25 protein-coding genes and 1 riboswitch are annotated in these 22,522 nt (G+C 44.7%); of the genes, 14 read left to right on the top strand and 11 right to left on the bottom strand.

Annotated elements, in window-relative coordinates; genetic code table 11:
- The first annotated feature begins 118 nt into the window (after positions 1-118).
- Complete coding sequence (locus G511_RS0109620; protein WP_028469444.1) at positions 119-325, top strand: cold-shock protein; 207 nt, start codon at positions 119-121, stop codon at positions 323-325.
- Between the two features lie 280 nt (positions 326-605).
- A complete protein-coding gene (locus G511_RS0109615; protein WP_028469443.1) occupies positions 606-2,192 on the top strand; it encodes an ABC-F family ATPase in 1,587 nt (528 codons plus the stop codon).
- Positions 2,193-2,241: 49 nt separating this feature from the next.
- Here the strand turns inward: G511_RS0109615 and G511_RS22405 are convergent, their stop codons facing one another.
- Entirely contained in the window at positions 2,242-3,351 is a 1,110-nt protein-coding gene (locus G511_RS22405; RefSeq protein ID WP_051221820.1) for an HD-GYP domain-containing protein, read from the bottom strand.
- Positions 3,352-3,538: 187 nt separating this feature from the next.
- Between G511_RS22405 and pyrC the strand changes: the two genes are divergently transcribed.
- The gene (gene pyrC, locus G511_RS0109605) at positions 3,539-4,579 is read left to right on the top strand and encodes a dihydroorotase (protein WP_028469442.1); all 1,041 of its coding nucleotides are present in this window, start codon (positions 3,539-3,541) and stop codon (positions 4,577-4,579) included.
- Between the two features lie 83 nt (positions 4,580-4,662).
- Here pyrC and G511_RS0109600 read toward each other — a convergent pair whose 3' ends face one another.
- The 3 genes from G511_RS0109600 to thiB form a co-directional block, all read right to left on the bottom strand.
- Positions 4,663-5,262 (bottom strand): ATP-binding cassette domain-containing protein, encoded by a 600-nt coding sequence (locus G511_RS0109600; RefSeq protein ID WP_028469441.1) that lies wholly within the window; start codon positions 5,260-5,262, stop codon positions 4,663-4,665.
- Positions 5,255-6,880, bottom strand: a complete 1,626-nt coding sequence (locus tag G511_RS22400) for an ABC transporter permease subunit (RefSeq protein WP_051221818.1) — start codon at positions 6,878-6,880, stop codon at positions 5,255-5,257. The genes G511_RS0109600 and G511_RS22400 overlap by 8 nt, the downstream gene beginning before the upstream one ends.
- Positions 6,880-7,854, bottom strand: coding sequence for a thiamine ABC transporter substrate binding subunit (gene thiB, locus G511_RS0109590; protein ID WP_028469440.1), 975 nt, complete (start codon positions 7,852-7,854; stop codon positions 6,880-6,882). Before thiB ends, G511_RS22400 begins: the two co-directional genes overlap by 1 nt.
- Positions 7,850-7,959: riboswitch (TPP riboswitch) on the bottom strand. Its footprint overlaps the gene before it by 5 nt.
- Positions 7,960-8,005: 46 nt before the next feature.
- On the opposite strand from thiB, the gene G511_RS0109585 reads away from it, so the two are divergent.
- The 7 genes from G511_RS0109585 to G511_RS0109555 all read left to right on the top strand — a co-directional run bounded on the left by G511_RS0109585 (position 8,006) and on the right by G511_RS0109555 (position 12,832).
- Complete coding sequence (locus tag G511_RS0109585; protein WP_028469439.1) at positions 8,006-8,791, top strand: phosphotransferase; 786 nt, start codon at positions 8,006-8,008, stop codon at positions 8,789-8,791.
- Positions 8,792-8,883: 92 nt separating this feature from the next.
- On the top strand, positions 8,884-9,123 hold the full coding sequence (locus G511_RS0109580; protein WP_028469438.1) for a hypothetical protein: 240 nt from the start codon (positions 8,884-8,886) through the stop codon (positions 9,121-9,123).
- 599 nt (positions 9,124-9,722) lie between these two features.
- On the top strand, positions 9,723-10,331 hold the full coding sequence (locus tag G511_RS0109575) for a methylthioribulose 1-phosphate dehydratase (RefSeq protein WP_028469437.1): 609 nt from the start codon (positions 9,723-9,725) through the stop codon (positions 10,329-10,331).
- 67 nt (positions 10,332-10,398) lie between these two features.
- Positions 10,399-11,076: an acireductone synthase gene (mtnC, locus tag G511_RS0109570; protein WP_028469436.1), complete on the top strand. Its 678-nt coding sequence runs from the start codon at positions 10,399-10,401 to the stop codon at positions 11,074-11,076.
- 34 nt (positions 11,077-11,110) lie between these two features.
- A complete protein-coding gene (locus G511_RS0109565; protein ID WP_028469435.1) occupies positions 11,111-11,656 on the top strand; it encodes a 1,2-dihydroxy-3-keto-5-methylthiopentene dioxygenase in 546 nt (181 codons plus the stop codon).
- A gap of 8 nt (positions 11,657-11,664) precedes the next feature.
- The gene (locus tag G511_RS0109560) at positions 11,665-12,075 is read left to right on the top strand and encodes a PhnA protein (RefSeq protein WP_028469434.1); all 411 of its coding nucleotides are present in this window, start codon (positions 11,665-11,667) and stop codon (positions 12,073-12,075) included.
- Between the two features lie 88 nt (positions 12,076-12,163).
- Positions 12,164-12,832 (top strand): hypothetical protein, encoded by a 669-nt coding sequence (locus G511_RS0109555; protein ID WP_028469433.1) that lies wholly within the window; start codon positions 12,164-12,166, stop codon positions 12,830-12,832.
- A gap of 75 nt (positions 12,833-12,907) precedes the next feature.
- Here the strand turns inward: G511_RS0109555 and G511_RS0109550 are convergent, their stop codons facing one another.
- The 6 genes from G511_RS0109550 to G511_RS24825 form a co-directional block, all read right to left on the bottom strand.
- Positions 12,908-13,789: an EamA family transporter gene (locus G511_RS0109550; RefSeq protein ID WP_028469432.1), complete on the bottom strand. Its 882-nt coding sequence runs from the start codon at positions 13,787-13,789 to the stop codon at positions 12,908-12,910.
- 38 nt (positions 13,790-13,827) lie between these two features.
- Positions 13,828-16,695 (bottom strand): RNA polymerase-associated protein RapA, encoded by a 2,868-nt coding sequence (gene rapA, locus G511_RS0109545; protein WP_028469431.1) that lies wholly within the window; start codon positions 16,693-16,695, stop codon positions 13,828-13,830.
- A gap of 81 nt (positions 16,696-16,776) precedes the next feature.
- On the bottom strand, positions 16,777-17,796 hold the full coding sequence (mtnA, locus tag G511_RS0109540) for an S-methyl-5-thioribose-1-phosphate isomerase (protein ID WP_028469430.1): 1,020 nt from the start codon (positions 17,794-17,796) through the stop codon (positions 16,777-16,779).
- Positions 17,797-17,981: 185 nt separating this feature from the next.
- A complete protein-coding gene (locus G511_RS0109535) occupies positions 17,982-18,593 on the bottom strand; it encodes a LysE family translocator (protein ID WP_028469429.1) in 612 nt (203 codons plus the stop codon).
- Positions 18,590-18,739 carry a hypothetical protein gene (locus G511_RS24220; RefSeq protein WP_084629063.1) on the bottom strand — a complete coding sequence of 50 codons (150 nt, stop codon included), beginning with the start codon at positions 18,737-18,739 and terminating at the stop codon, positions 18,590-18,592. The genes G511_RS0109535 and G511_RS24220 overlap by 4 nt, the downstream gene beginning before the upstream one ends.
- Positions 18,733-18,864, bottom strand: coding sequence for a hypothetical protein (locus G511_RS24825; RefSeq protein ID WP_281170415.1), 132 nt, complete (start codon positions 18,862-18,864; stop codon positions 18,733-18,735). The genes G511_RS24220 and G511_RS24825 overlap by 7 nt, the downstream gene beginning before the upstream one ends.
- A 124-nt stretch (positions 18,865-18,988) precedes the next feature.
- Here G511_RS24825 and G511_RS0109520 point away from each other — a divergent pair, with 124 nt between their 5' ends.
- Genes G511_RS0109520 through G511_RS0109510 form a run of 3 tightly spaced genes read left to right on the top strand, consistent with a single transcriptional unit; the run spans position 18,989 to position 22,037 of the window.
- Positions 18,989-20,380 carry an aminotransferase-like domain-containing protein gene (locus G511_RS0109520; protein WP_028469428.1) on the top strand — a complete coding sequence of 464 codons (1,392 nt, stop codon included), beginning with the start codon at positions 18,989-18,991 and terminating at the stop codon, positions 20,378-20,380.
- A 14-nt stretch (positions 20,381-20,394) separates the two neighbouring features.
- A complete protein-coding gene (locus tag G511_RS0109515) occupies positions 20,395-20,976 on the top strand; it encodes an acyl carrier protein phosphodiesterase (RefSeq protein WP_028469427.1) in 582 nt (193 codons plus the stop codon).
- A 41-nt stretch (positions 20,977-21,017) separates the two neighbouring features.
- Positions 21,018-22,037 carry an LLM class flavin-dependent oxidoreductase gene (locus G511_RS0109510; protein ID WP_028469426.1) on the top strand — a complete coding sequence of 340 codons (1,020 nt, stop codon included), beginning with the start codon at positions 21,018-21,020 and terminating at the stop codon, positions 22,035-22,037.
- Here G511_RS0109510 and G511_RS22395 read toward each other — a convergent pair.
- Complete coding sequence (locus G511_RS22395; RefSeq protein WP_342664792.1) at positions 22,026-22,235, bottom strand: hypothetical protein; 210 nt, start codon at positions 22,233-22,235, stop codon at positions 22,026-22,028. The two genes, G511_RS0109510 and G511_RS22395, sit on opposite strands and share 12 nt — an antisense overlap.
- Between G511_RS22395 and G511_RS22390 the strand changes: the two genes are divergently transcribed.
- Positions 22,224-22,522: transposase (locus tag G511_RS22390; RefSeq protein ID WP_169565754.1), on the top strand; the 299-nt coding region annotated here is incomplete at its 3' end. The genes G511_RS22395 and G511_RS22390 overlap by 12 nt on opposite strands.

Raw genomic sequence — 22,522 nt, 5'->3', positions numbered from 1 at the left:
AATTCGATGTTAGATTTTTAAATTTACGTCCTGTTTTCATAAGTAATAGCAACACTTCCAGCAAAACCCGCCTTAATTTTTAAGGTTTTAATTACTCTTGATTTAATAGGATACTAATATGTCTACTACTACTGGTACAGTAAAATGGTTCAACGAATCTAAAGGTTTTGGCTTTATCGAGCAAGAATCTGGTCCAGACGTTTTCGCTCACTTCAGCGCTATCAACAGCTCTGGTTTCAAAACTTTGGCTGAAGGCCAGAAAGTTGAGTTCACAGTTACTCAGGGTCAGAAAGGTCCTCAAGCTGAAAACATCGTACCTCTATAAATAGAGCTGCGTTGATTTACTCTATTACTGAGTAAATCACTCCTTAATTCCTCTTGAAGGAATTACAAAAAGGGTGAAATCTAACGATTTCGCCCTTTTTTAATATCTAAATTTTGAGTGTCTAATCGTTCTACGCTTTAGGTACTTTAGAAAGCCTGGAATGGTTTTTGCCAGAGCGCTATTTATGGCATAATAGATTCAACTTTTCATCTGCGTTTCGAGCCCTTCGTGAATACGTCGAGGCCGGTCTTTTTATCTTTTTTGAACTCGGAATAGAACATTGCTTACAACCGCTAACATCACCATACAATTTGGCGCTAAGCCTCTTTTTGAAGACATTTCTGTAAAGTTTGGCGAAGGTAACCGCTACGGTTTAATTGGTGCCAATGGTTGCGGTAAATCCACCTTTATGAAAATTCTGGGTAACGACTTAGAGCCGTCATCAGGAACTGTTTCTAAAGAGCCGGGTGAGCGTATCGGTAAACTTTCTCAAGACCAGTTCGCTTATGAAGAATACAGCGTTATTGACACTGTCATCATGGGGCACCAAGAGCTATGGAAGGTTAAATCAGAGCGTGATGCGATTTATGCAAACCCTGATATGAGCGAAGAAGATGGTATGCGCGCAGGTGAGTTGGAATCTGAATTTGCTGAGATGGATGGTTATACAGCAGAATCGCGTGCGGGTGAGTTGTTGCTAGGTGTAGATATTCCTATTGAGCAGCATTATGGTTTAATGAGTGAGGTTGCTCCGGGTTGGAAGTTGCGAGTATTGTTGGCTCAAGTGTTGTTTTCTGAGCCGGATATTATGTTGCTCGATGAGCCAACCAACAACTTGGATATTAACACTATTCGCTGGTTGGAAGAGGTGTTGAATGAACGTAACTGCACCATGATTATTATTTCCCATGACCGTCACTTTTTGAACAGTGTATGTACTCACATGGCGGATTTGGATTATGGAACACTGCGTTTATACCCTGGCTCTTACGATGAATATATGACGGCAGCAACTCAAGCGCGTGAACGTTTGTTGTCTGATAATGCCAAGAAAAAAGCACAAATCTCGGACCTTAAATCATTTGTTAGTCGTTTCTCTGCTAACGCATCTAAATCGAAGCAGGCAACTTCCCGTGCCAAGCAGATTGATAAAATCCAACTTGAAGAAGTTAAGCCTTCAAGTCGCCAAAACCCATTTATTCGTTTTGAGCAGGATAAAAAATTACACCGTTTAGCTGTAGAAGTAGAAGGACTATCTAAAAGCTTTGATAGTGAGCTGTTTAAAAACCTTGATTTGATGATTGAGGTCGGTGAGCGTATTGCTATTATTGGGCCAAACGGTATTGGTAAAACCTCCTTGTTGAGATGTCTTGTTGGTGATTTGGAGCCAACCGCAGGTGAGATTAAGTGGTCAGAAAATTCGCAGCTTGGTTACTACGCTCAGGATCATTCATCAGATTTTAAAGAAGAGAAATCTTTGATTGATTGGATGGGCGATTGGAGTCAGGAAGGTGATGATGAGCAAGTTATCCGTGGTACATTAGGCCGCTTGTTGTTTTCACAAAAAGAGATTAACAAGTCTGTAAAGGTTATCTCCGGTGGTGAGCAGGGGCGTATGCTTTTCGGTAAGCTGATGTTGACACGTCCAAATGTCATGTTAATGGATGAGCCAACGAACCATTTGGATATGGAATCAATTGAGTCATTAAACTTGGCGCTTGAAAACTACCCAGGCACCTTGATTTTTGTGAGCCATGACCGTGAGTTTGTTTCTTCATTGGCGACGCGTATTCTGGAATTAACGCCAACAGGTATTGTTGATTTTCGCGGCACATATGACGATTACTTGCGTAGCCAAGAAGTATAAGTGTTTATGTATTGATAAAAAGCCCGCTAATAGCGGGCTTTTTTAATACTTAGAACATCAGTTCATCGCAGGAATGCAAAGAGAAGTCGGACTTGGAAGGAAAATAGTCTTCTAGGATGTAAGATATTTTGTCAAAAGTATCTTCTAAATCCAAAAAGGCATCTACAACATTGGGATCGAAGAAGCTGCCGCGGCCCTTTTGAATAATGGAGCTTGCTGTGCAGTGTTCAAGCGCCTTTTTATAGGGGCGTTTAGAAATAATAGCATCGTAAACATCGGCAACTGCCATTAAGCGAGCGACAATAGGGATTTCGTTGTTTTTTAAGCCTTGAGGGTAGCCGCTTCCATCCCATTTTTCATGATGGCTTAGTGTTACTTGCTGAGCAATTTTAATAAAGCTGGCCGCTTTGCCTTTTAGTTCTCTGGTAAGTAAATGCTCTGCTGTACGGATAGCATTAAAACCATGAATAGGGTGTCTCTTCATGACTTCATATTCATCAGGGTCAAGTTTTCCCGGTTTTTGCAAAATAGCATCCGGAACCCCTACTTTTCCTATGTCGTGCAGCGAGGCTGTTTTATAAAAAACCTCTATCGTCTCATCATTATCAAGTTCGTGTGCATAATCAGGGTGGTAGCGTAAATGTTCGGCTAAAGCTTTTACATAGTGCTGTGTACGAAGAATATGATTACCTGTTGAGTGATCGCGTACTCTAGCGACAGCGGCAAGACATAAAATAGCAGCATCTTGTGCAGCGAGTAGATCGTTCTCGTGAGTATCGGGCACAGTAACTTTTGTGTCGAAGGAGCGAACCATTTCCGCTAAGTTAATGTGTGTTTTTAACTTGGAGAGAGTTGTCGATGGTTGCAGAGGCGCCTGTACGAAATCTGAAAATCCGGCATCTTGAACAGTTAATCTAATATTATCAATAGTATCTGTTGAGAGAAAAAAAGTAGGTATTTTTAAGTGACTGCTATTACATTGTTTAATCAGCTCGAGACTGCTTTCAAGTACAGATGAGTCTACAATTACCATCGCAGTATCAGTAGTTAAATCTGTAGGGTTAAAGTGCTCGTGAATAGTGACACTGTAGTCGCATAGGATATCCTGAATCGTCTGATTGCCGACTACATTCTGGCTGATGATAAGGATGTTTCTCACGTAAATTCCTTGTGTAGCTAGCGGATATCCGCTTCCGCATTATAAAACTGAATACTACCTGAATTTCATCTATCTAACACGTTTAATTGGCTTGGGTTGCCTCAAAGTCTTATGTATAGATGCCTCCATCATGTATGTAATGTGCGGTATAATTTAATATTAAGTCGAATCAATGAGCAGGTAAGGTATGACAACGTTAACGATACAAACTCCGGACGACTGGCACCTACATCTTCGTGATGGAGATATGTTGCCTGAAACAGTAGCAGCAACCGCTCGTTGTTTTCATCGGGCAATTGTTATGCCTAACTTGGTTCCGCCAGTTATTAATGCTGAGGCGCTAGTAGGCTACCAGCAGCGCATTTTGGCGGCACGTCCTGAGGGAAGTAAATTTGAGCCGTTAATGACTCTTTTCCTTACTAACCAAACATCAGGTGAGGACATTATTGCTGCGAAAGCTGCCGGTGCTGTAGCGGCTAAAATGTATCCTGCAGGGGCTACGACGAACTCATCTGCCGCGGTTAGTCAGCTGGAAGCGCTGTATCCTGTGTTTGAAGTAATGCAAGAGCAAGGAATGTTACTACTAGTGCATGGTGAAGTAACGGATCACCATATTGATATTTTTGATCGTGAAAAAGAATTTATTGATCAGAAAATGGTGCATATTGTTGAGCGCTTTCCAAACTTAAAAGTAGTTTTTGAGCACATAACGACTTCTGATGCAGCTCAGTTTGTTTTAGGTGCATCAGATAATGTTGCCGCCACGATTACTCCGCAGCATTTGCTGTTAAATCGTAATGATTTATTAGTTGGCGGGGTGCGACCGCATAATTTCTGTTTGCCAGTACTAAAGCGTAATACGCATCAGCAAGCATTACGTGATGTTGTAAAAACAGGCTCGCCTAAATTCTTTTTAGGAACAGATTCTGCGCCACATGCAAAGGAAGCGAAAGAAAACGCATGTGGCTGTGCCGGTTGCTACAGCGCGTGGAGTGCAATTGAGTTATATGCTCATGTATTTGAAGAGCTAGATGCATTAGATAAGTTAGAAGGTTTTGCTAGCCACTTTGGTGCGGATTTTTATGGACTGCAGCGTAACAGCGGTACATTAACGCTAGTGCGTGAAGACTGGATTATTCCTTCAGAAATAATCCTACCTGACGGTAAACCGATTGTGCCGTTCTTTGCGGGTAAAACGGTACACTGGAAAGTGCAAAGCTCTATATAAAGTTTTGCGGTTATTAGGCACCTAGAACGTTGTGCTTTTAGGTGCTTTTTTATTTGTAGTACGTGCTAAACGTTTTTTGAATACTAAGAAAGCACAATGCGCCTATCTGCCATCCGCTCTACGTCTTCGTCTTGATGTGTAACCAGTAATACCGTTTTTCCAGTAGATTTGGCTTGTTCTTTACACCATAGGGCTGCTTTCTTGCGCGTTATAGGGTCGAGTTCTGCGAAGGGCTCATCTAGTAATACAATGGGCTCAGGACGTAATAAAGTTCGGATTAGTGCGATACGCTGGCGTTGTCCGCCGGAAAGAGTCGCAGGTTTTTTATCAAGGTGCTGTGAAACTTCTAAATAGTTTGTGGCATTTTTTATCGTAGCTAAAGGAGCTTGCTCTTTAAAGCCAAGACAGAGGTTCTCCATAACGCTGATATGCTCAAAGAGGTTATGGTCTTGAAATAGAATGCTGACTGGGCGCTCTTCAACGGATAAGCGGTTTAGTGCTTCCTGGTTCCATTCAATACTGCCGCTATTAGGTGTTTGATACCCGCCAATTAAGTTGAGTAAGGTGGTTTTTCCAACGCCGCTTACACCTTGTATAGCGACTATTTCGCCTGCCTTAATCTGCATATTATAACGCAACGGCCAGCCGTCTAATTCAAGGAGAAGGTTTTGTATATTAAGCATGAGTTTCGCCTTTATACGCTTGGCTAGGTTCTATAGGCTGTTTGCTAACAGTGCTTCGCGAAGAAAGCTTTTCCAGAAAAAATAGAAAAAGAGCGCAAAGTGTCAGTAACAAAAATGATGCGGCACTGGCTTCGGCGATTCGATAGCTGCTTGCGTAACCGTAAATTAGCCAGGGTAGGGTGGTCCAATCAGTGCTGCCAAAAATAGAGAAAATAGCCACATCTCCCATTGCAAGAACTAGAACTAAACCCATCGTTGCTAGGTAGATCTCTTTGATAAATGGCCATTCAATTTTCCACCGCGTTTGCTGTGTTAGCTTGAGTGAGCGTGCTAAGCGATCATATTGTTGATCAAACTGCAGCAATCTAGGTTTGAGCTTTTGAACAGCAAAAGGGATAACCAGAGCGGTGTTTAACAGTACAACAAAGATAATGCCCCAGCGGTCGAGGTCAATGCGCGGTAGTAGGTAAACAAATAGACCTACCGAAAGCACCATAGCGGGGGCAACTAAGGCGTGTGTTGCTAGGCTTTCATATAGCCAAACGCGTTTGCTTTGAGCCTTTAACGCGGCTTGGCGGATAGGGCGAAGCAGGGCGAAAGCCAGTGCCATTGCTAAGCATGCTGCGATAGCGGCTAAGCTAATACTGATAAGTGCTGAGCGGCCTATGGCTTTAAGATCTTTGCTGGATAGATCGCTGTCGAATAAACCGGGTAGCAACGACAGGTAAGGCAAAAGTAGTACAAGCCATGCAGATCCATAAAGTGAGGAAAACCAAAAGCGTGCACTAGAGCTTTGGTTGGGGCGCCAGTTATATTGGCTAGATTCTATACTTTGCCACGAGACACCGCCGGATCGAGTAATGAGCCAATAAAGCCCGCCGGCTACTATGAGTTGTGTCCAGGCTAACGTCAGTGCTTCAGGGATATTAAAGTCGTATTTAAGCGCCTGATAAATGGCAACTTCTAAGGTTGTCGATTGAGGGCCGCCACCCAGTGCGAGAACAACAGCAAAACTGTTAAAGCAAAGTACAAAGATAAAGCAGAGTAATAAAACACTGCTGCTTTTTAGAACCGGCCATTCAACAATGCGAAAACACTGGCGTTTACTTAGCTTTAGTTGGCTGGCGAGTTTCCAGCTGTTATCGGGGATTGTTTGTAGTTGTAGATAGATAATTCTAACGGCAAGTGGCATGTTCATAAAAATATGAGCAATCAAAATGCCCGATAATCCGTACAGGTTCCAGGTACTTTCGGAAAAGCTACTTAATGCGGTATTCAGTGATGGAGTAAGAAGCCCTGAGCGACCTAGTAGCGCAACTAGGCCGGTAATAACAATGAGTGTGGGAGTGACAAAACAGAGCAAACAAAACGTTAGGAACAGTTTTTTAAAACGCAGCGCTGGCAAAAAATACAGAGCGCGTGCAATCGGTATAGCTATCCCTACAGAGAACAAAGCACTGAGTAACGCCTGCTTTAATGTAAAGCCCAAGATTGCATAAAAATAGCTATCCTGCAGAAGCGAGGTATCAAGCCCTTCGTCACCAAAATTGATCAGTCCATAAAAAGACAGAACAGTAAGTGCGAAAATAGCCGCATAAGCCAACCAATATAAACGCATCAGTTAGCAGTAGAGCGCCATTCACGAATCCATGATTTACGCTGTTTTGCTATCTGCTTTGGCGTAAATCCGATACGTTTTGGTTGAATTAGTTCATCAAAAATCTCAGGCAATTCAACATTATCGACAACCGGAAGCATCCAGTTAGCCGTTGGAATTATGGATTGCGCTTGAGGTGAAATAAGAAAGCTAAGGAACTGCTTGGCGAGCTCAGGATTTTTTGCATACTTTGAAATGGCGGCCACTTCTATTTGTGCAACATGCCCTTCGGAAAAAGCGGCTGCCTTGTAGTGTGTTTTTTCTTCAGTAACTACATGATAGGCGGGAGAAGTGTTGTAACTTAGAACATAGTCCGCATCACCTTCAAGAAACATGCTGTAGGCTTCCCACCAGCCTTTGGTGACGGTCACCGTATGTGATGCGAGTTGCTTCCAAGCGTTGGCAGAGTCATCACCATAAACAGCTTTGACCCACAGCATTAGCCCTTGCCCTGGAGTGCTGGTGCGTGGATCTTGATAAATCACTGATGCGTCTGAATCGATTAATGCTTTTAATGAAGTAGCCGGCTGCTCGACTTTGTTTGTATTATAAACAAAAGAGAAAAAGCCATAATCGTAGGGAATAAAGTCCTGATCCTGCCATTGCAGCTCGGGTTTTAATCCATTCAGCGCTATGCCATGTGGTTGTACAAGCGATTCACGGCGAGTGACTTCTGTGAGTGAATCATCCAAACCAAGTAGAACATCTGCCTTGGTTTTGTCTTTCTCGATTCGCAGACGGTTTAAAATACTAACGCCATCATCGACTGCAATAAATGCTAGATCACACTGACAAGACTCTTCAAATGCCGCTTCCAGTTGAGGACCAGGTCCCCACTCAGAAACAAAAGAGTCATAGGTATACACGGTAAGATCTGCAGCATGTGCCGATGTTGCCAGCCCGCAGGCTGCGAGTAACGAGAATAGTCTTTTCATTTTTTCCTTTATTCCCTACGCCAGTATTAACTGGATCAGGTTCGACGGGTACACTCTCAGTCAGGCCTAAGTACTACTGTTAGGCCAACGCCCCGATAACAGGCGCTAATATAGCATATCTATAACCTCTCGCTAATGACCAAGGTGACTTTTGAAACAGAGCCAGTTGCTTGAAAATATAAACATTCAATTGTCTGAAGATGTGCAATGGCAGCCTTTGTTGCACGCGGGTACAACCAACCAGCTCTATACTGGGGTTTACCAAGAGCAAGTTGTTGTTTTACGCCTCGATACAACAAAGCCGGTACTGGGTGTTTGCCGGCATCGAGAAGAAAAAGTGCTAAGCCTTCTTGGCACTAAAGCATGGGCGCCGAAAATTTTGCAGCAAAAAATACCAGATGAAACCCAGCCGGGATGGCTATTGATGAAGCGCTACACGGCATTAGATGATGCGCCCATAGCTGACCTGCACGCTCAGATATTGGCCTGTGTATCTGATTGGCAGCAGATAAGAAACATACCGCCATATGATTACCAGGCATTATGGGATGCATATCAGCAAAAAATTGATGATCTAAATAATTCCTCGCAAGCACAGGTGTTGCTGAACTCTGTAACTGCACTAATGCTAGAGCTAAATACAACCGCCGATCTTGAGTCGTGCCTTGTTCATCATGATCTGCATAAGGGGAACCTGCTGAATAATGAAGGGCAGCTGGTGGTTATCGATTGGGAGTATGCTGGTATGGGGAGTCCTTGGTTGGATGCTGCATCGCTGGTGGCAGAGTTTACAATACCGCATCTGGCTGTCGCTACACTACCTGCTTTTAAGGGTGTCGATTCAGAAGCATTTGAGTGCGCAATCAATATTGCGTTGCGGACTAACCGGCAGCTGAACCGGCTTTGGTATGAGCTTGGTGGGCATAGTGATATGTGATTGCTCATTAAAAAGCTGAATATGATCATTTTCTTGCTGGCAGTGTTATGAAGTGTTATCAGTAATAGCATCAATAAAATAAGGTGGTAGCTATGAAAATTATGAGTTGTAAGCAGTTAGGTGGCGCTTGTGATAAAGAGTTTCATGCTAATTCATTTGAAGAGATTGCGGAGTTGAGTAAGCAACACGGTACAGAAATGTTCCAGAAAAAAGATGCAGCTCATCTTAAAGCGATGGATGAGATGATGCAGTTAATGCAAAAGCCTGATGCAATGACGGCGTGGTTTGAGGGAAAAAGAAAAGAATTCGAAGCACTGCCCGAGAGCAAGTAGATACTCACCAACAAAGTAACCTAGTGTCATGTTAGTAGCTGTCTGTTATCTCTGATTGTCGGACCTGCTTTGGGCATGCCAGTATGCTCTCCAAATAGTGTGCTTAACTTATGAAGATTTTTTATTGGGCTTGTTTTGCCGTCATCTTTATACGAGTAAAGAGAGCACAAGAAGGGTGCCATGGGGTGAATTTTCAAGATGAAATTCATTCACGGATTATAGGGTATTACTGGAAAAATCAGATCTATGACTTTATGAAAATTTAGTTATACTGAATTCAGTTGATCGTAAACGCTGAAGAGGAGAAAACACTGTTTCGCTTAGATAGTCGCTTCACTTGAGTCGTTCATTTACTTTATTAAGTAAAACCTTTGATTAAGAAACGTCAGTATTTGATAAGCGCCTATATAAGAAGTTTCATGCGTATCGTTTTGCCTTCGGGCTTTTATAACCGAAATTATTTCGGTTCTGAGGGGCTGTCTGACCGACCGCCCCTTTCCTATGCCTGCTCTTGAAAAATATCCTTCGGTTTTCCTTCGATAATTCAGCATCTTCTCGTAAACTAACGCTTTTTATAGAATGATTAATGGCTACTACTGATGTCTGACGTACTGACACACTCTATTGTTGAAGCGGGCCGCTGGATTGATGCACAAGGTTGGTGCCCTGCTACGGGTGGTAACTTTTCGGCTCGCATTGATGCCACATCTGCGTGGGTGACAGCATCGGGGCGTCACAAGGGTGAGCTTACTCCTTACGATCTGCTCCAAGTCGATTTGCATGGGCAGGCGATTAACTCTGTATTAAAGCCGTCAGCTGAAACGTTGTTACATACAGCACTTTATGCTTTGGATACCAATATCGGTGCGGTGCTACATACGCACTCGATTGCTTCTACAGTACTGTCTCGTCTAGAAACATCAAATACCCTAGCTTTAAATGGTTATGAGATGCAAAAGTCCTTATCAGGAAATAGTACGCATGATGCGGCTCTAGCTATTCATATTTTTGATAATACTCAGGATATGCAAGCACTTGCACAGCAACTGAAAAATACTTGGGCCAGGTCGCCTTTACAGTGGGGTTTTTTGGTGAGAGGGCACGGTCTCTATGCATGGGGCAAAGATATGGTTGAGGCTAAAAGGCACCTTGAAGGGTTAGAGTTTTTGTTTGCCTGTGAGCGCGACATGATGTTGTTAAAAAAATAGCGCATTTCATTGAGTGCTATTTGTGTTTATAAAGCGCTAGAAGTAGAGATATAAATCGAGAAACGATATGACCATTAAAGTGATTTTGACAGATATAGAAGGCACCACCACGGATATTCGATTTGTTCATAACGTGCTTTTTCCCTATGCACGACAGGCTTTGCCAGAGTTTGTAAAAGGCCATTGGGATGATGCTGCAGTACAAAGCATTATGGCTGAAGCCAGGCTTGTATTAGATGCTCCTGATGCAGATCAAACAACATTGATTCAAGCGTTTATTAATTGGATCGATCAGGATAAAAAGGTCACAGCCTTAAAGACACTGCAAGGTTTGATTTGGGTGCAGGGTTATAAGAGTGGTGATTTTACCGGGCATTTATACGAAGACGCTTATGAATATTTGAAGCGTTGGAGCGAGCAAGGTGTTGAATTAAGTGTATTTTCGTCGGGATCGGTGAAAGCTCAGCAATTATTGTTTGGTTATAGTGATTTTGGCGATTTAACTTCTCTTTTTAGCCACTATTTTGATACAAGCACCGGCCATAAAAGAGAGACGGCGGCGTATGTTTCAATCGCTAATGCGTTGCAACAGCGACCTGAGAATATCCTCTTTTTGTCGGATATCGTTGAAGAGTTGGATGCGGCACAATCGGCGGGCATGAAAACCTGCTTGCTGGCGCGTGAAGAGCTACCAGAAAACGCCACGCATAATGTAGTGAGTTCTTTTGAGAGTATAAGTGTTTAATTGAGAGTAGACAGCTGTAGGCTAGGAGTGAGTAATGAGTGCTATAACCGTATATCAAGATAATGATACCCGTCAGCAAATACTGCACAGTGATGATGGCGATGTTATTAAAAGTACGATGGCTGCTGTCGGTATTCGTTTTGAGCGTTGGATGATTAATTGCCCAATTACACCTGAAATGTCTCATGAAGAAGTCCTGCAGGCTTATGATCAGGAAATCGCAGAGCTGGTAAAAGAGGAAGGTTATAAAACCGTCGATATTGCAGCCATTACGCCGGATAACCCGCAAAAAGATGAGTTTCGTAAGAAGTTTTTGAATGAGCATATTCACTCAGAAGATGAAGTGCGCTTTTTTGTTGCTGGCGAAGGTATGTTTTATCTTCATATAGAAGATAAAGTCTATATGATTCATTGCTGTAAAGATGATTTACTGTCGGTGCCTAATCAGACTAAGCACTGGTTCGACATGGGCCCGGAACCGCATTTTACTGCGATTCGTTTTTTTAATAACCCCGATGGCTGGGTCGCAGATTTTACAGGTGATGATATCGCCTCGCGTTTCCCGCTATTTGATGAGTAACTAATACCATGTCAAAAGGACGTGATAAACACCAGGAACGCCACCATAACCTGACGATGTTTGGTAAAGATTTGGTACGCCGTTGTGGAGCGCATTGTGAACTGTGTGATGCCAGTGGAGAACCGCTGAGCATTTTTGAAGTGCCTCCTGTTGCTAGTGATCCTTCGTACGAGCATTGTTTAATGGTGTGTGAAACCTGCAAAGAACAGGTAGAGCGACCTAAGCGTATAGATCCCAACCATTGGCGCTGTTTAGGGACAACCATGTGGAGTGAAGTAACTGCTGCCAAGGTTTCGGCTATTGTTGTCCTTAATCATTTGGCTATAAAAGAGCCGTGGGCGCAGGAGTTACTTGAGCAAGCTTATCTTGAACCTGAAGAAACAGAATGGGTAGAGCAGTGGACACTCGGTGCTAAGTAAGTTCATCAAGATGAGTTGATACAGGCTGTGTTCACCGTGGAGGCTTTATTGTATTTTGATTGTAACAATGAAAAATACAGGCATCTTTATGGAAAGTGATACCCAACCTGCTGCAGTACCCAAACGTAGATTTCCGCTTTTTTTAACAGTTTTTTTAGCTGTGTTTTTAGCGATTATTCTGGGCGGTCTCTTTGTTAAGTGGGTATATTTTCCCTCTTCATTTAACCCGGTGAGCCTTTCTTCGGGTGAGCAGCAGCAGCTTGATAAAAAACTAAGCTTTTTTGGTATTCAGGTAGAGGATGGGTCGGCTGTATCGGACCCTAATAAACCACTTCAGCCTGAGGCATATTCTGAGACCGGTGCGAGTCGCGAAGTTAAATTCTCAGAGAAAGAGCTGAATAGTTTAATTGCTAAAAACCCTGACTTGGCGAGGCGTTTTGCGATCGACCTTTCAGATAATTTAGCCAGTGCTAAGTTGCTTATTCCTGTGGATCCGGACTTTCCAATTTTGGGTGGAGAAACCGTTAGGATCAATGCGGGTGTCGAGATTGCATTTAATAATGATCGCCCGAGTGTCAAGCTGCGTGGGGTGAGTCTATGGGGAGTGCCTTTGCCCAACGCCTGGATGGGTAGTTTGAAAAATATTGATTTAGTCGAGCAATATGGCGGTGGAGAAGGCTTTTGGAAAAGCTTTGCTGATGGCGTAGCTTTTGTCAGGATCGATGACAACCAGCTAGTGGTTAAGTTGAAAGAGTAGCCGGCTGATAAGCGGCTATTAAAATAAGCTCGATTGATAAATGACTATTAAATAAGCCGAGCTATATTGCTCGGCTTATTTTTTCGGCAACAGTTTATGGCCAAAAACATTAACCAGTAAGCCGCCCATGATCAGAGCAATTCCGAATACCTGAATAAGGCTCAGCGTTTCATCTAATACCAGCCAGGCCGTTACAAGGCCAATGACAGGTACGAGTAATGTCAGTGGAGCAACTTGAGATGCTGGATACTGCTTAAGTAGGTGTGCCCAGCTACTGTAGCCAAAAATGGTAGCAACAGCCGCTAAATAAAAGACACTAGCAATAGATTTAAAACCGATGTTCTCTAGGCTAGAGAGTATGAGTTCTGGTCCTTCAAAGCCGTAAGAAAGCAGTAAAAAAGGAATGGGAGGAATTAACGCGCTCCACACCACTAGGCCCATCAAGTTAACATTACCTAATTGGCCGATCTTTCGATTAATAATGTTTCCCATGCCCCAACTGGCGGCTGCTGCAATCGTTAAAGCAAAACCAATAAAGGTCATCTGGTTGGCGGGTGTTTGGGTTGCCAGTAGGGTTAAACCAGTCGCTGCAATAACCAAAGAGAGTACTTGCGGTAGTTTCCAGTGTTCACCTAGAAACATAAAGGCGAATATCATGGTGAATAGCATTTGTGCCTGTAGCACCAGCGAGGCTAAACCTGCGGGCATGCCTAGGTGCATGGCGCTAAAGAGCAATGCGAATTGGCCAAAGCTGATGGTTATACCGTAGGCGAATAACCATTTAAGCGGTAGTTTTGGGGCTTTAATAAAGAGAATAGCGGGAAAGGCAACCAGCATAAACCGCAAAGCGCCTAACAGTAGGGGGGGGAGTTCATCCAGCCCCCACTTGATAACAACAAAGTTAACCCCCCAGGCCAACACAACGAGTAATGCAAGACCCCAGTCCTTTAGACTCATTGTGCTCTCCTAGCGGATTTTTATTGATGCAAAGGTGTCTAGTCGCTGACGACAGCCACACGTACCGCATCCATCTTCAGCTTAGCAGCACCGAGTAACTCTAGGATGCTGGCGCGATCAGCACGTAACTGTGTGATCTCTTCCGCTCGGATAGAAGGGTTTACCTTGCTTAGCGCCTCTAACCGTTCAACTTCTTCATTGAGGATTGCTGTTGCTTTGCTGACAGCGCTTCCTATCAACTTTTCCTGCTGTTCTTGGGCTACATTTTCAGCTTTACTCAAGACACCACTGATCTGCTCTCGACCATGACGAATCAGGTTCTGAGCTGCATGGCGCTTAACGCGTTCACCTAATTTGTTTAAGTGATTAGGTGTAATAATAGCGCTGAGATTATTGCCGTTGTTATCTAACACGACGCGAACCGTCGCTTGCGGCTGGTAACGCTGTAAGTTGAGGTGGCGAGGTGCTGCACAGTAGAGAACAAACACCGCTTCAACTAATAGTGTGCCAGGAGCCAGTGGTGGAAGCTTGACTGTACAGATGGCTGTATTACCAAACTCGCTGCCAGTAATCATTTCCATAGCGCCGGTCACCATAGGGTGTTCCCAGTTGAGGAACTGCATATCTTCACGGCTCAGAGCTTCTTCACGCGAGAAGGTTGCTGTACAGCCTTCGTCAGGTAGCCCTGGTACGCGATGGTAGATCATCTGGTCAGTAGGTTGCAGGATCACAGAGTGTAAACCATTAGTTTGCTGGTCAACACCAAACTGGTCAAAGACGTGTTCCATGTACTCGACTAGCTGGTGGCGATTTTCGGTATCTTCAACAGATTCAATGAGCTGGGCTGCTTGTTCAGGACGGCATGAACTCATTTCTAATAAGCGGTCACGGCCTTGCTGCATTTCAAGAAGAATCTTCTGTGATGCTTGCTGCGATTCTGCAATAAGCGTTTCAAAAGTTTCTTCGTCAGCCCCATCAAGCAATAAGCCTACTAGGGTGTCTTCGAACTGTGTAAACAGTGCTTGTCCAGCAGGGCAGGTATGGCGGAAAGCGTTTATGCCTTCGTCAAACCAGCGTAGCAAAATAGCCTGTGCGCTGTCTTCGTAATAAGGGATATGGATCTGCACATCGTTTTTCTGACCAATACGGTCTAAACGACCAATACGCTGTTCTAGAAGGTCAGGGTTTAGTGGCAGGTCAAACATAATCAGATGCTGTGCAAACTGAAAGTTACGGCCTTCACTACCAATCTCAGAGCAGATTAATACCTGAGCGTATTCTTCAGTGTCGGCAAAGTAAGCGGCGGCACGGTCACGGTTGATGAGTGTCATCTTCTCGTGGAACATGGCAGAGCGAACACCTTTGCGTAAGCGTAGGTGTTCTTCTAGCGCTTGTGCTGTTTCAGCTTTGGCACAAATCAGCAGTGTTTTTTCGTGACGGTGAGCTTTAAGCCAGCCATCTAGCCATTCAACACGAGGGTCAAATTCCAGCCAGTCATCGCCGAGCACAGATTCTGGTTTAAGAATCTGATCCAAAGAGAAGTCGACCATTTCTGATGACAGTTCATCAGGCGTAGGCAGTGGATGCGGAATCAGAATTCTTTGTGGGAAACCATGCACGGCATCACGCGTGTTACGGAACAATACGCGGCCTGTACCATGGCGATCCAGCAGATGATTAATACACTGTTGAATGGCTTCTTCAGCGTTTTCTTCTTGAACATCAGTAATGAGTTTTGCCGCTGTTTCTTCGCCCAAGAAGCTGTTTAACTCCGCTTGAAATTGCGCGTCTGAGATTAGTTGTGCAATACCATTGTCGGCGAGCAGCTTTTGTACCAGTGCGTTTACTTCAGTGTAATGAACTTGCTCTTCACGGAACTGCTCCAAAGAGCTGTAACGGTCTGGGTCAAGCAAACGTAAACGCGCAAAGTGGCTTTCTAAACCGAGTTGTTCTGGCGTGGCTGTTAGCAGTAACAAGCTAGGGATGACATTCGCCAGCATTTCTATCGTGGTGTATAGCGGGCTAGGTGCGTCCTCGCTCCACACTAAATGATGTGCTTCATCAACAATTAGCATGTCCCATTCACACGCGAGAATTTGCTCAACACGCGTGGCGTTGTTGTTGATAAATGACTGGCCACATAAAATTAACTGAGCAGAGTCAAAAGGGTTTTCTGATCCAGACATCTCCAGTGCAGTACAGCGCAGATCATCCATAATGCTGAAGTGCAGATTGAAGCGACGCATCATTTCGATCAGCCACTGATAAACAAGGCTGTCAGGAACAGTAATCAATACGCGTTTAGCACGGCCGCTGATAAGCTGTTGATGTAAAATCAAACCCGCTTCAATGGTTTTACCCAAGCCCACTTCATCGGCAAGTAAAACACGTGGGGCGTAACGGTTGGCTACTTCGTGAGCAATATAAAACTGGTGCGGTAATAGCTGAACACGGCCGCCAGATAAACCATAAGTCTCTGATTTTTGTTGCGCGTGCTGATGCTCGAGAGTGTTTAGGCGCAGCTTATAACGGCTTAGTTTGTCTACTTGGCCAGCAAAAAGGCGATCCTGAGGACGATTAAACTGCACGTGGCTGTCGAGATCAATTTCCGGCACGATATGTTCTTCACCTTCTGCATCGTTGCCGATATAGATGAAGCAGCCGTTTTTCTCGATACGCTCGGTAATTTCGATCTGTATGCCTGCACTGTTACTTACCGTATCGCCAACAGGGTATTCGACCCGGCTAACAGGGGCATTATCGGTGGCGTATGTGCGCTCGTCTTCAGCAGCAGGGTAAACAATGGTGACGCGACGATCTGCGTTAGATGTAACCATGCCTAGGCCAAGTTCTGCTTCGGTATTACTGATCCAGCGCTGGCCGGGAATAAAATCTGTGACTGCCAAACTGATTACTCTCGTTCTGCTTGTTTAAAAAGCCATGCATGATATGAGTTTAACTCAAATGTTTAAAGATGCAGGCAACAATTAAAGTGTTTTTAACACGCCTTTCTTAATCTGCTCTTGATTAAACACACCTGTATCTAGAATCCAGCCGGTAATAAGGGCTGCAGGTGTGACATCAAACGCTGGATTGTAAACGGGCGTTTGATTTGGGCTCCAGCAAACATCACCAAAACTACCACTAACCCCGCGTACTTCTGCCGCGTCGCGTTCCTCAATAGGAATCTGCTCGCCGCTTATGCATTCAACATCGACTGTAGTGTTGGGTGCAACCACATAAAAAGGCACATTATGGTGATATGCATTTACCGCTAAGGAGTAGGTGCCTACTTTATTAGCAAAATCGCCATTCACAGCGATTCTATCGGCACCGACTAAAATACAGTCTACTTTTTTGTCGCGCATCAGTAGTGCCGCCATATTATCGCAGATCAATGTATGAGCTACGCCAAGCTGCTTCATTTCCCAAGCGGTGAGGCGGCCGCCTTGTAGTAGCGGGCGGGTTTCATCTACATACACATGGATATTCTTACCCTGCTGGTGGGCTGCATTGATCACGCCTATAGCCGTGCCTACGCCAGCGGTTGCCAAACTTCCGGTATTGCAGTGGGTTAAAATATTGGCATTGGCAGGAATGAGTTCTGCCCCCAGGTTAGCTAGGCTATTACACAAGGCGACATCTTCATGAAATAACCGTTCAGCTTCTGTTGGTAATGCGCTAGGCCCTGATGTTTGCAAAACCGCTAGCATGCTGTCCAGATTGTTCATCAAGTTAACGGCAGTCGGGCGCGCCGCACGTAAAATTTCTGCACTACGTTGTAGTGTTGTTGTGGCTGCTCCGTTAGCGGCTAAATGCCCTAGTAGTAAGCTTGCACCAATACCGATGAGCGGTGCTCCACGAATTTGTAGTTTTTGAATCATGGCGACCATTGCGTCTACGGACTCGCAAGGAAGCCAGTTTTCAACATGGGGGAGCTGGTGCTGATCAAGCACATAGAGGGTGTTGTGATGGTATTTAATACTGGTCGCTTGAAGGTCTTGCATTACAGGCTCTCAAGTAAGCCTATATAAGAATACAGGCCCGATGAATTATGCGTGAGATTATAACGCACTTATTATCTGGGTACTGCTGATATTCTTCTAAAAATGCTCTTTAAATAGGGCTATTAAAAGAGATGAATAAACAGCGGCTTACATAAGAGGCTTGTATAAGCTGCGTACAAAAATGCTTAGATAAAGAGTAAAACGACAGAGCTGGCTGTGAGAACGCCCATTGATATGTTAAACCTCCGGTAAGCCACAGTCGTAGATAGGTAGCGTCCAATTGCCATGCCAAAGCTAGCCCAGAGACTAATAGTGGGTAGGTTAACAATCCCAAAGATGAGAGCAACATAAAAGGCCGATTGAAGATACGCATCTCCCGGCAGTGTAAATGTGGTCATGGCACTAATAGACATGATCCATGCTTTAGGATTTACAAACTGAAAAGCTGCGGCCTGCACAAAGCTAAAAGGAACATTGCTAGATGAACTACTTTTCCCTGGCCCGTTAGCCGAGCCTATTTTCCATGCCAGATAAAACAGGTAACAAGCGCCGACCCAGCGCAACCAGCTGTGTAAATCAGGATATTTGGCAAAAATAACACCAAACCCCAGGGCTACCGACATATTAAGAAAAAACAAGCCACTGCCAATTCCCAGCATATGTGGAATAGTCCGCTTAAAACCGAAATTTGCCCCGGAGGCTGTCAGCATCAAGTTATTGGGGCCTGGCGTGACAGAGGTCGTAAAGGCGAAGGTGATTAATGAAAGTATGTTGGCTAATAATAGTTCGATGATCATGACAGTGGTTCCAGTAGCAGGTGTATACGCCGGTTGCGTTTGCCTTTGTTTTCGATCTTGCTGATTTTGGCTGTGCCTATCTCTTTGATGTTAGCGACATGAGTACCACCACAAGGCTGAAGGTCTACGCCATCAATCTTCACCATACGTACAGAGCCTGTTCCAGCAGGCGGTTGCACTGATCAAGCTCAAGGTGGTTTTCTGTGACCGCAGTGACGACAGCACTTGCTTGAGTTTGGTAGCTATCGATGTTGAACAGTGCTGTAGTCATGAGAAGTCCTTGAAATATTAAATTGTATGGGTACAATTATTATTTAATGTTGTGAATTGTTCCTTTTGTATTGTTTTTACATCATATATTTCATAATTTTTGAGTCAATCGGTTTATTGTTACCATGACAATGTGGATTCCAGATTTAACTGAATATGCAGGGCCGCGTTATAAAGCCTTAGCAACAGCCATTGCTTTAGGCATTGATGCTGGTGAGCTGATTGCGCAGCAAAAATTGCCGCCCCAACGACAGCTAGCCGATGCGTTAGGTGTGACATTAGGCACAGTAACGCGTGGATATGCTGAGGCTGAACGCCGTGGTCTAGTCTCGGCTCGTGTTGGCAGTGGAACCTATGTAAATGAGAAGGGTGCCAAAGTACGGGATGAGTTTTTGATCCCTGACCCACGTGAGGGCTTTATCGATCTGACGGTGAGCTTGCCGGTAAGATTAGGCCAGCAGGAATTACTGGCAGAAACACTCGGGCAGCTACAACATGACCCTGAGACACTCGCACATATGCTGGAATACCACCCAGATGGCGGGTTTGAGCACCACCGCCACGTTATTGCTAAGTGGATAAGCTACGCAGACTTTGCTCCACACCCTGATAGCATCACCTTGTGTAACGGTGGGCAACATGCGATACAGCTGGCTTTAATAGCGGCGTGCCGCCCAGGTGATACTATTCTTGCAGAAGGGCTGGCATATCCTGGGTTAAAATCAATTGCGAGGCAGCTTAGCCTGAAAGTGATTCCAATACCGATGGATGAGCAGGGTATTGTATTAGATTCCATTGCTGACCTGTGCCGCCAATATAATCCGCGCTTAATCTATTGCACGCCCACCCAGCATAACCCGACCAATGTGCAAATGACGTTGCAGCGAAGGCAGCAACTGATTGCTGTGGCCGATGAGTGCCAGTTGTTAATTATCGAAGATGATGTCTCTGCATCGTTAGTACAAAACCGGCCAGAGTCCTTAGCATCTATGGCGCCTGAGCGCGTTTTTTATATCAGCAGTTGCTCAAAAGGGCTCGCGGGTGGCTTACGGGTAGGGTTTCTTGTATCACCACTGGCTTATCGCGATAGAGCGGCTTCGGCTTTGCGTGCTAGTTGCTGGATGGCTCCACCGCTAATGGTCGAGATAGCGTGTCGTTGGATTCAGCAAGGTGCGGCTACTAAACTACTAACGAAGCAGCGCGAAGCGTTACAGAAGCGCTTTGGTTTGGTAAACGATATATTTGAGACACTAAATTTTTCGGCCAGACCCGATAGTTTTTTTGTTTGGCTAGTATTGCCTGAGCATTGGCGAGCCAGCGCTTTTGTAAAAGCCGCCGAAGAGAAAAAAGTCCTGATAACTGCTGCAGAAAGTTTTGCTGTTGGTAACTACCCAGCGCCGCAAGCCGTAAGAATTTGTATTAGTGCAGCAAAAGATCTTGTTTCGCTAGAAGAGGGCTTAAGAGTGCTTCAGCAGTTAGCGCTTTCTGAACTGGATGAAAAAATTGAAACATTTTAAACGATGAAAACAGGATGAACTACCTAGCCCATCTATATCTGGCTCAGCCTACGGTGGAGTCCCGCGTTGGAAACCTCTTGGGGGATTTTGCCAAAGGTGTAGTGGTTGCCGAGCTGCCTGAACCTGTGAAAAACGGCTTGCTAAATCACCGTGCAGTGGATCGCTATACCGATAACCATGCCATTGTTAAGCAACTTAAAGGGCTGATGAGCGCAGAGCGAAAGCGCTTTGCAGGCATTATGTTGGATGTGGTATTTGATCACTACCTCATTAAACACTGGCAAACGTTTAGTCATAATAGCTTTGAAGATAGCAGCGCCGTGTATTATCAATCACTCACGCAAGGGCAGGTGCTTATGCCAGAAGCGATGCAGCGTGTTACCCAGCGGGTTGTATCGCAGCGATGGTTTGACTCATATCAAACATTGCAAGGGATTGGTTTTGCGCTGGACCGGATTGCAGGCAGAATACGCTTTGATCATGCTTTTTATGGATCTATCGAAGAGTTAACCGGGCACCAAAACGAGATAGAAAAAGGGTTTTTAGCATTTTTCCCTGAGCTGCAACAGCATGTGGAAGAACTCAGATTAGAGTAATTGCTTTTACTCATTACTTTCAAAGAATCGGGCATAAATAGATGACTTTTAAACTCACCGTTGTAGATCAATCTCCCGTACAGCTTGGCACAGGTGAGCCAGAGCTCGCCCCGCATCTGTCAGCCCAGTTAGCGCAAGCATGCGACCAGGCGGGCTATCACCGATATTGGCTAGCAGAGCACCACAACAGCAACAGCTTTGCCGGGCCATGCCCTGAAGTATTAATCAGCCATATTGCCAGCATCACCAAAAACATACGGGTGGGCAGCGGCGGCGTTATGCTAGCGAACCACAATCCTTACAAGGTAGCCGAGCAGTTTAGAATGCTAGAAACACTCTTCCCAGGGAGAATTGATCTAGGCATTGGCCGAGCCCCCGGCGGAGATGGCATAGCCAGCCAAGCACTGGCGTACCCTTATAAGCCAACACACGGTGATCGTTACGCAGAACAAACCCAACTATTGAGCAGCTTTTTACGAGATGGCTTTCCTACAAACCATGCGTTTAATGATCTAAAAGTGATGCCAAGCGATGAGCCGTGTCCAGAGCTTTGGATGCTAGGCACCAGTGGTGGCAGTGCCGCCTTTGCCGGGCAGATGGGTTTTAGTATGTCGCTAGGGTTGTTTATTAGCCCGGATGACCAAACCGTCGCGATCATGGATGAGTATAAAAACGCTTATCAACAATCAGGGCACGACGGAACACCCCATACCATGATTACCATCTCGGCGTTATGTGCATCCACACGGGAAGAGGCACTCTACCTTGCAGCACCCCAAGCTTATTGGAAAGTCATGGCCTTTCGCCACGGTGTGCGTCACCCTTGGCTAAGCCCAGAAGAGGCAACAAATAAGCTAAAACAGCTGCCCGTATCAGACCAGAGCTACTACGAAAGCTTAATTAATTCTGTAACCCTTGGCTCCCCACAAGAGTGCGTCAACCAGCTTGAACAAATATCAGAATATTGGAAAACAGATGAAATAGGTTTAGTTACAGTGACACATGATTTTGAATCAAGAAAGCGTAGCTTTGAGCTGTTGGCAAAAGCATTATTGGGCTAATTCATCGAGCGGGCTGAAAGTGCCCGCAAAATGCTGACCGATAACATGCGTATAGATTTGAGTGGTACGAATATCACGGCCTGTTTGTAGTAAGTGTGTTGCAAATGAGTGCCTGAAAGTATGACCGCTGATGCTGTTTTTATATATGGGGTATCCCCTTAGCTCCATGTCTGCCAAAATTCCAATATGGATCATCACAACAACATGCCTGTTGCAGGCACCGATTACCCGACAACTTTAAGCCAATTTCTTGATTGGTTCCATTCTGAAGAAGCTTGTCGTGCCTATCTTGAAAAACTAAAGTGGCCTGATGGTATCATCTGTCCTAAATGCAATGCCGTGAGTAACGTTATTTTTTCAAGCCGTAAACGCTGGGTGTGTCGTTCTTGTAAACACCAAACCACAGTAACAGCAGGTACTATTTTTGATAAAACACGCACAGAGTTGCGTATTTGGTTTGTCGCTATATGGTATATCACTAATCA

This window comes from Neptunomonas japonica DSM 18939 (genome assembly GCF_000422765.1).
Lineage (GTDB): Bacteria > Pseudomonadota > Gammaproteobacteria > Pseudomonadales > Balneatricaceae > Neptunomonas > Neptunomonas japonica.
Note: the sequence above shows the minus strand (reverse complement) of the source record. Positions and strands in the feature narration are given on the sequence as shown.

Bases quoted from the DNA above. Each gene is read 5' to 3' on its own strand.
- G511_RS0109620 (WP_028469444.1), top strand. From the start codon at position 119: ATGTCTACTACTACTGGTACAGTAAAATGGTTCAACGAATCTAAAGGT.
- pyrC (WP_028469442.1), top strand. From the start codon at position 3,539: ATGACAACGTTAACGATACAAACTCCGGACGACTGGCACCTACATCTT.
- G511_RS0109600 (WP_028469441.1), bottom strand. From the start codon at position 5,262: ATGCTTAATATACAAAACCTTCTCCTTGAATTAGACGGCTGGCCGTTG.
- G511_RS22400 (WP_051221818.1), bottom strand. From the start codon at position 6,880: ATGCGTTTATATTGGTTGGCTTATGCGGCTATTTTCGCACTTACTGTT.
- thiB (WP_028469440.1), bottom strand. From the start codon at position 7,854: ATGAAAAGACTATTCTCGTTACTCGCAGCCTGCGGGCTGGCAACATCG.
- G511_RS0109580 (WP_028469438.1), top strand. From the start codon at position 8,884: ATGAAAATTATGAGTTGTAAGCAGTTAGGTGGCGCTTGTGATAAAGAG.
- G511_RS0109575 (WP_028469437.1), top strand. From the start codon at position 9,723: ATGTCTGACGTACTGACACACTCTATTGTTGAAGCGGGCCGCTGGATT.
- mtnC (WP_028469436.1), top strand. From the start codon at position 10,399: ATGACCATTAAAGTGATTTTGACAGATATAGAAGGCACCACCACGGAT.
- G511_RS0109565 (WP_028469435.1), top strand. From the start codon at position 11,111: ATGAGTGCTATAACCGTATATCAAGATAATGATACCCGTCAGCAAATA.
- G511_RS0109560 (WP_028469434.1), top strand. From the start codon at position 11,665: ATGTCAAAAGGACGTGATAAACACCAGGAACGCCACCATAACCTGACG.
- G511_RS0109555 (WP_028469433.1), top strand. From the start codon at position 12,164: ATGGAAAGTGATACCCAACCTGCTGCAGTACCCAAACGTAGATTTCCG.
- G511_RS0109550 (WP_028469432.1), bottom strand. From the start codon at position 13,789: ATGAGTCTAAAGGACTGGGGTCTTGCATTACTCGTTGTGTTGGCCTGG.
- mtnA (WP_028469430.1), bottom strand. From the start codon at position 17,796: ATGCAAGACCTTCAAGCGACCAGTATTAAATACCATCACAACACCCTC.
- G511_RS0109535 (WP_028469429.1), bottom strand. From the start codon at position 18,593: ATGATCATCGAACTATTATTAGCCAACATACTTTCATTAATCACCTTC.
- G511_RS24220 (WP_084629063.1), bottom strand. From the start codon at position 18,739: ATGGTGAAGATTGATGGCGTAGACCTTCAGCCTTGTGGTGGTACTCAT.
- G511_RS24825 (WP_281170415.1), bottom strand. From the start codon at position 18,864: ATGACTACAGCACTGTTCAACATCGATAGCTACCAAACTCAAGCAAGT.
- G511_RS0109520 (WP_028469428.1), top strand. From the start codon at position 18,989: ATGACAATGTGGATTCCAGATTTAACTGAATATGCAGGGCCGCGTTAT.
- G511_RS0109515 (WP_028469427.1), top strand. From the start codon at position 20,395: ATGAACTACCTAGCCCATCTATATCTGGCTCAGCCTACGGTGGAGTCC.
- G511_RS0109510 (WP_028469426.1), top strand. From the start codon at position 21,018: ATGACTTTTAAACTCACCGTTGTAGATCAATCTCCCGTACAGCTTGGC.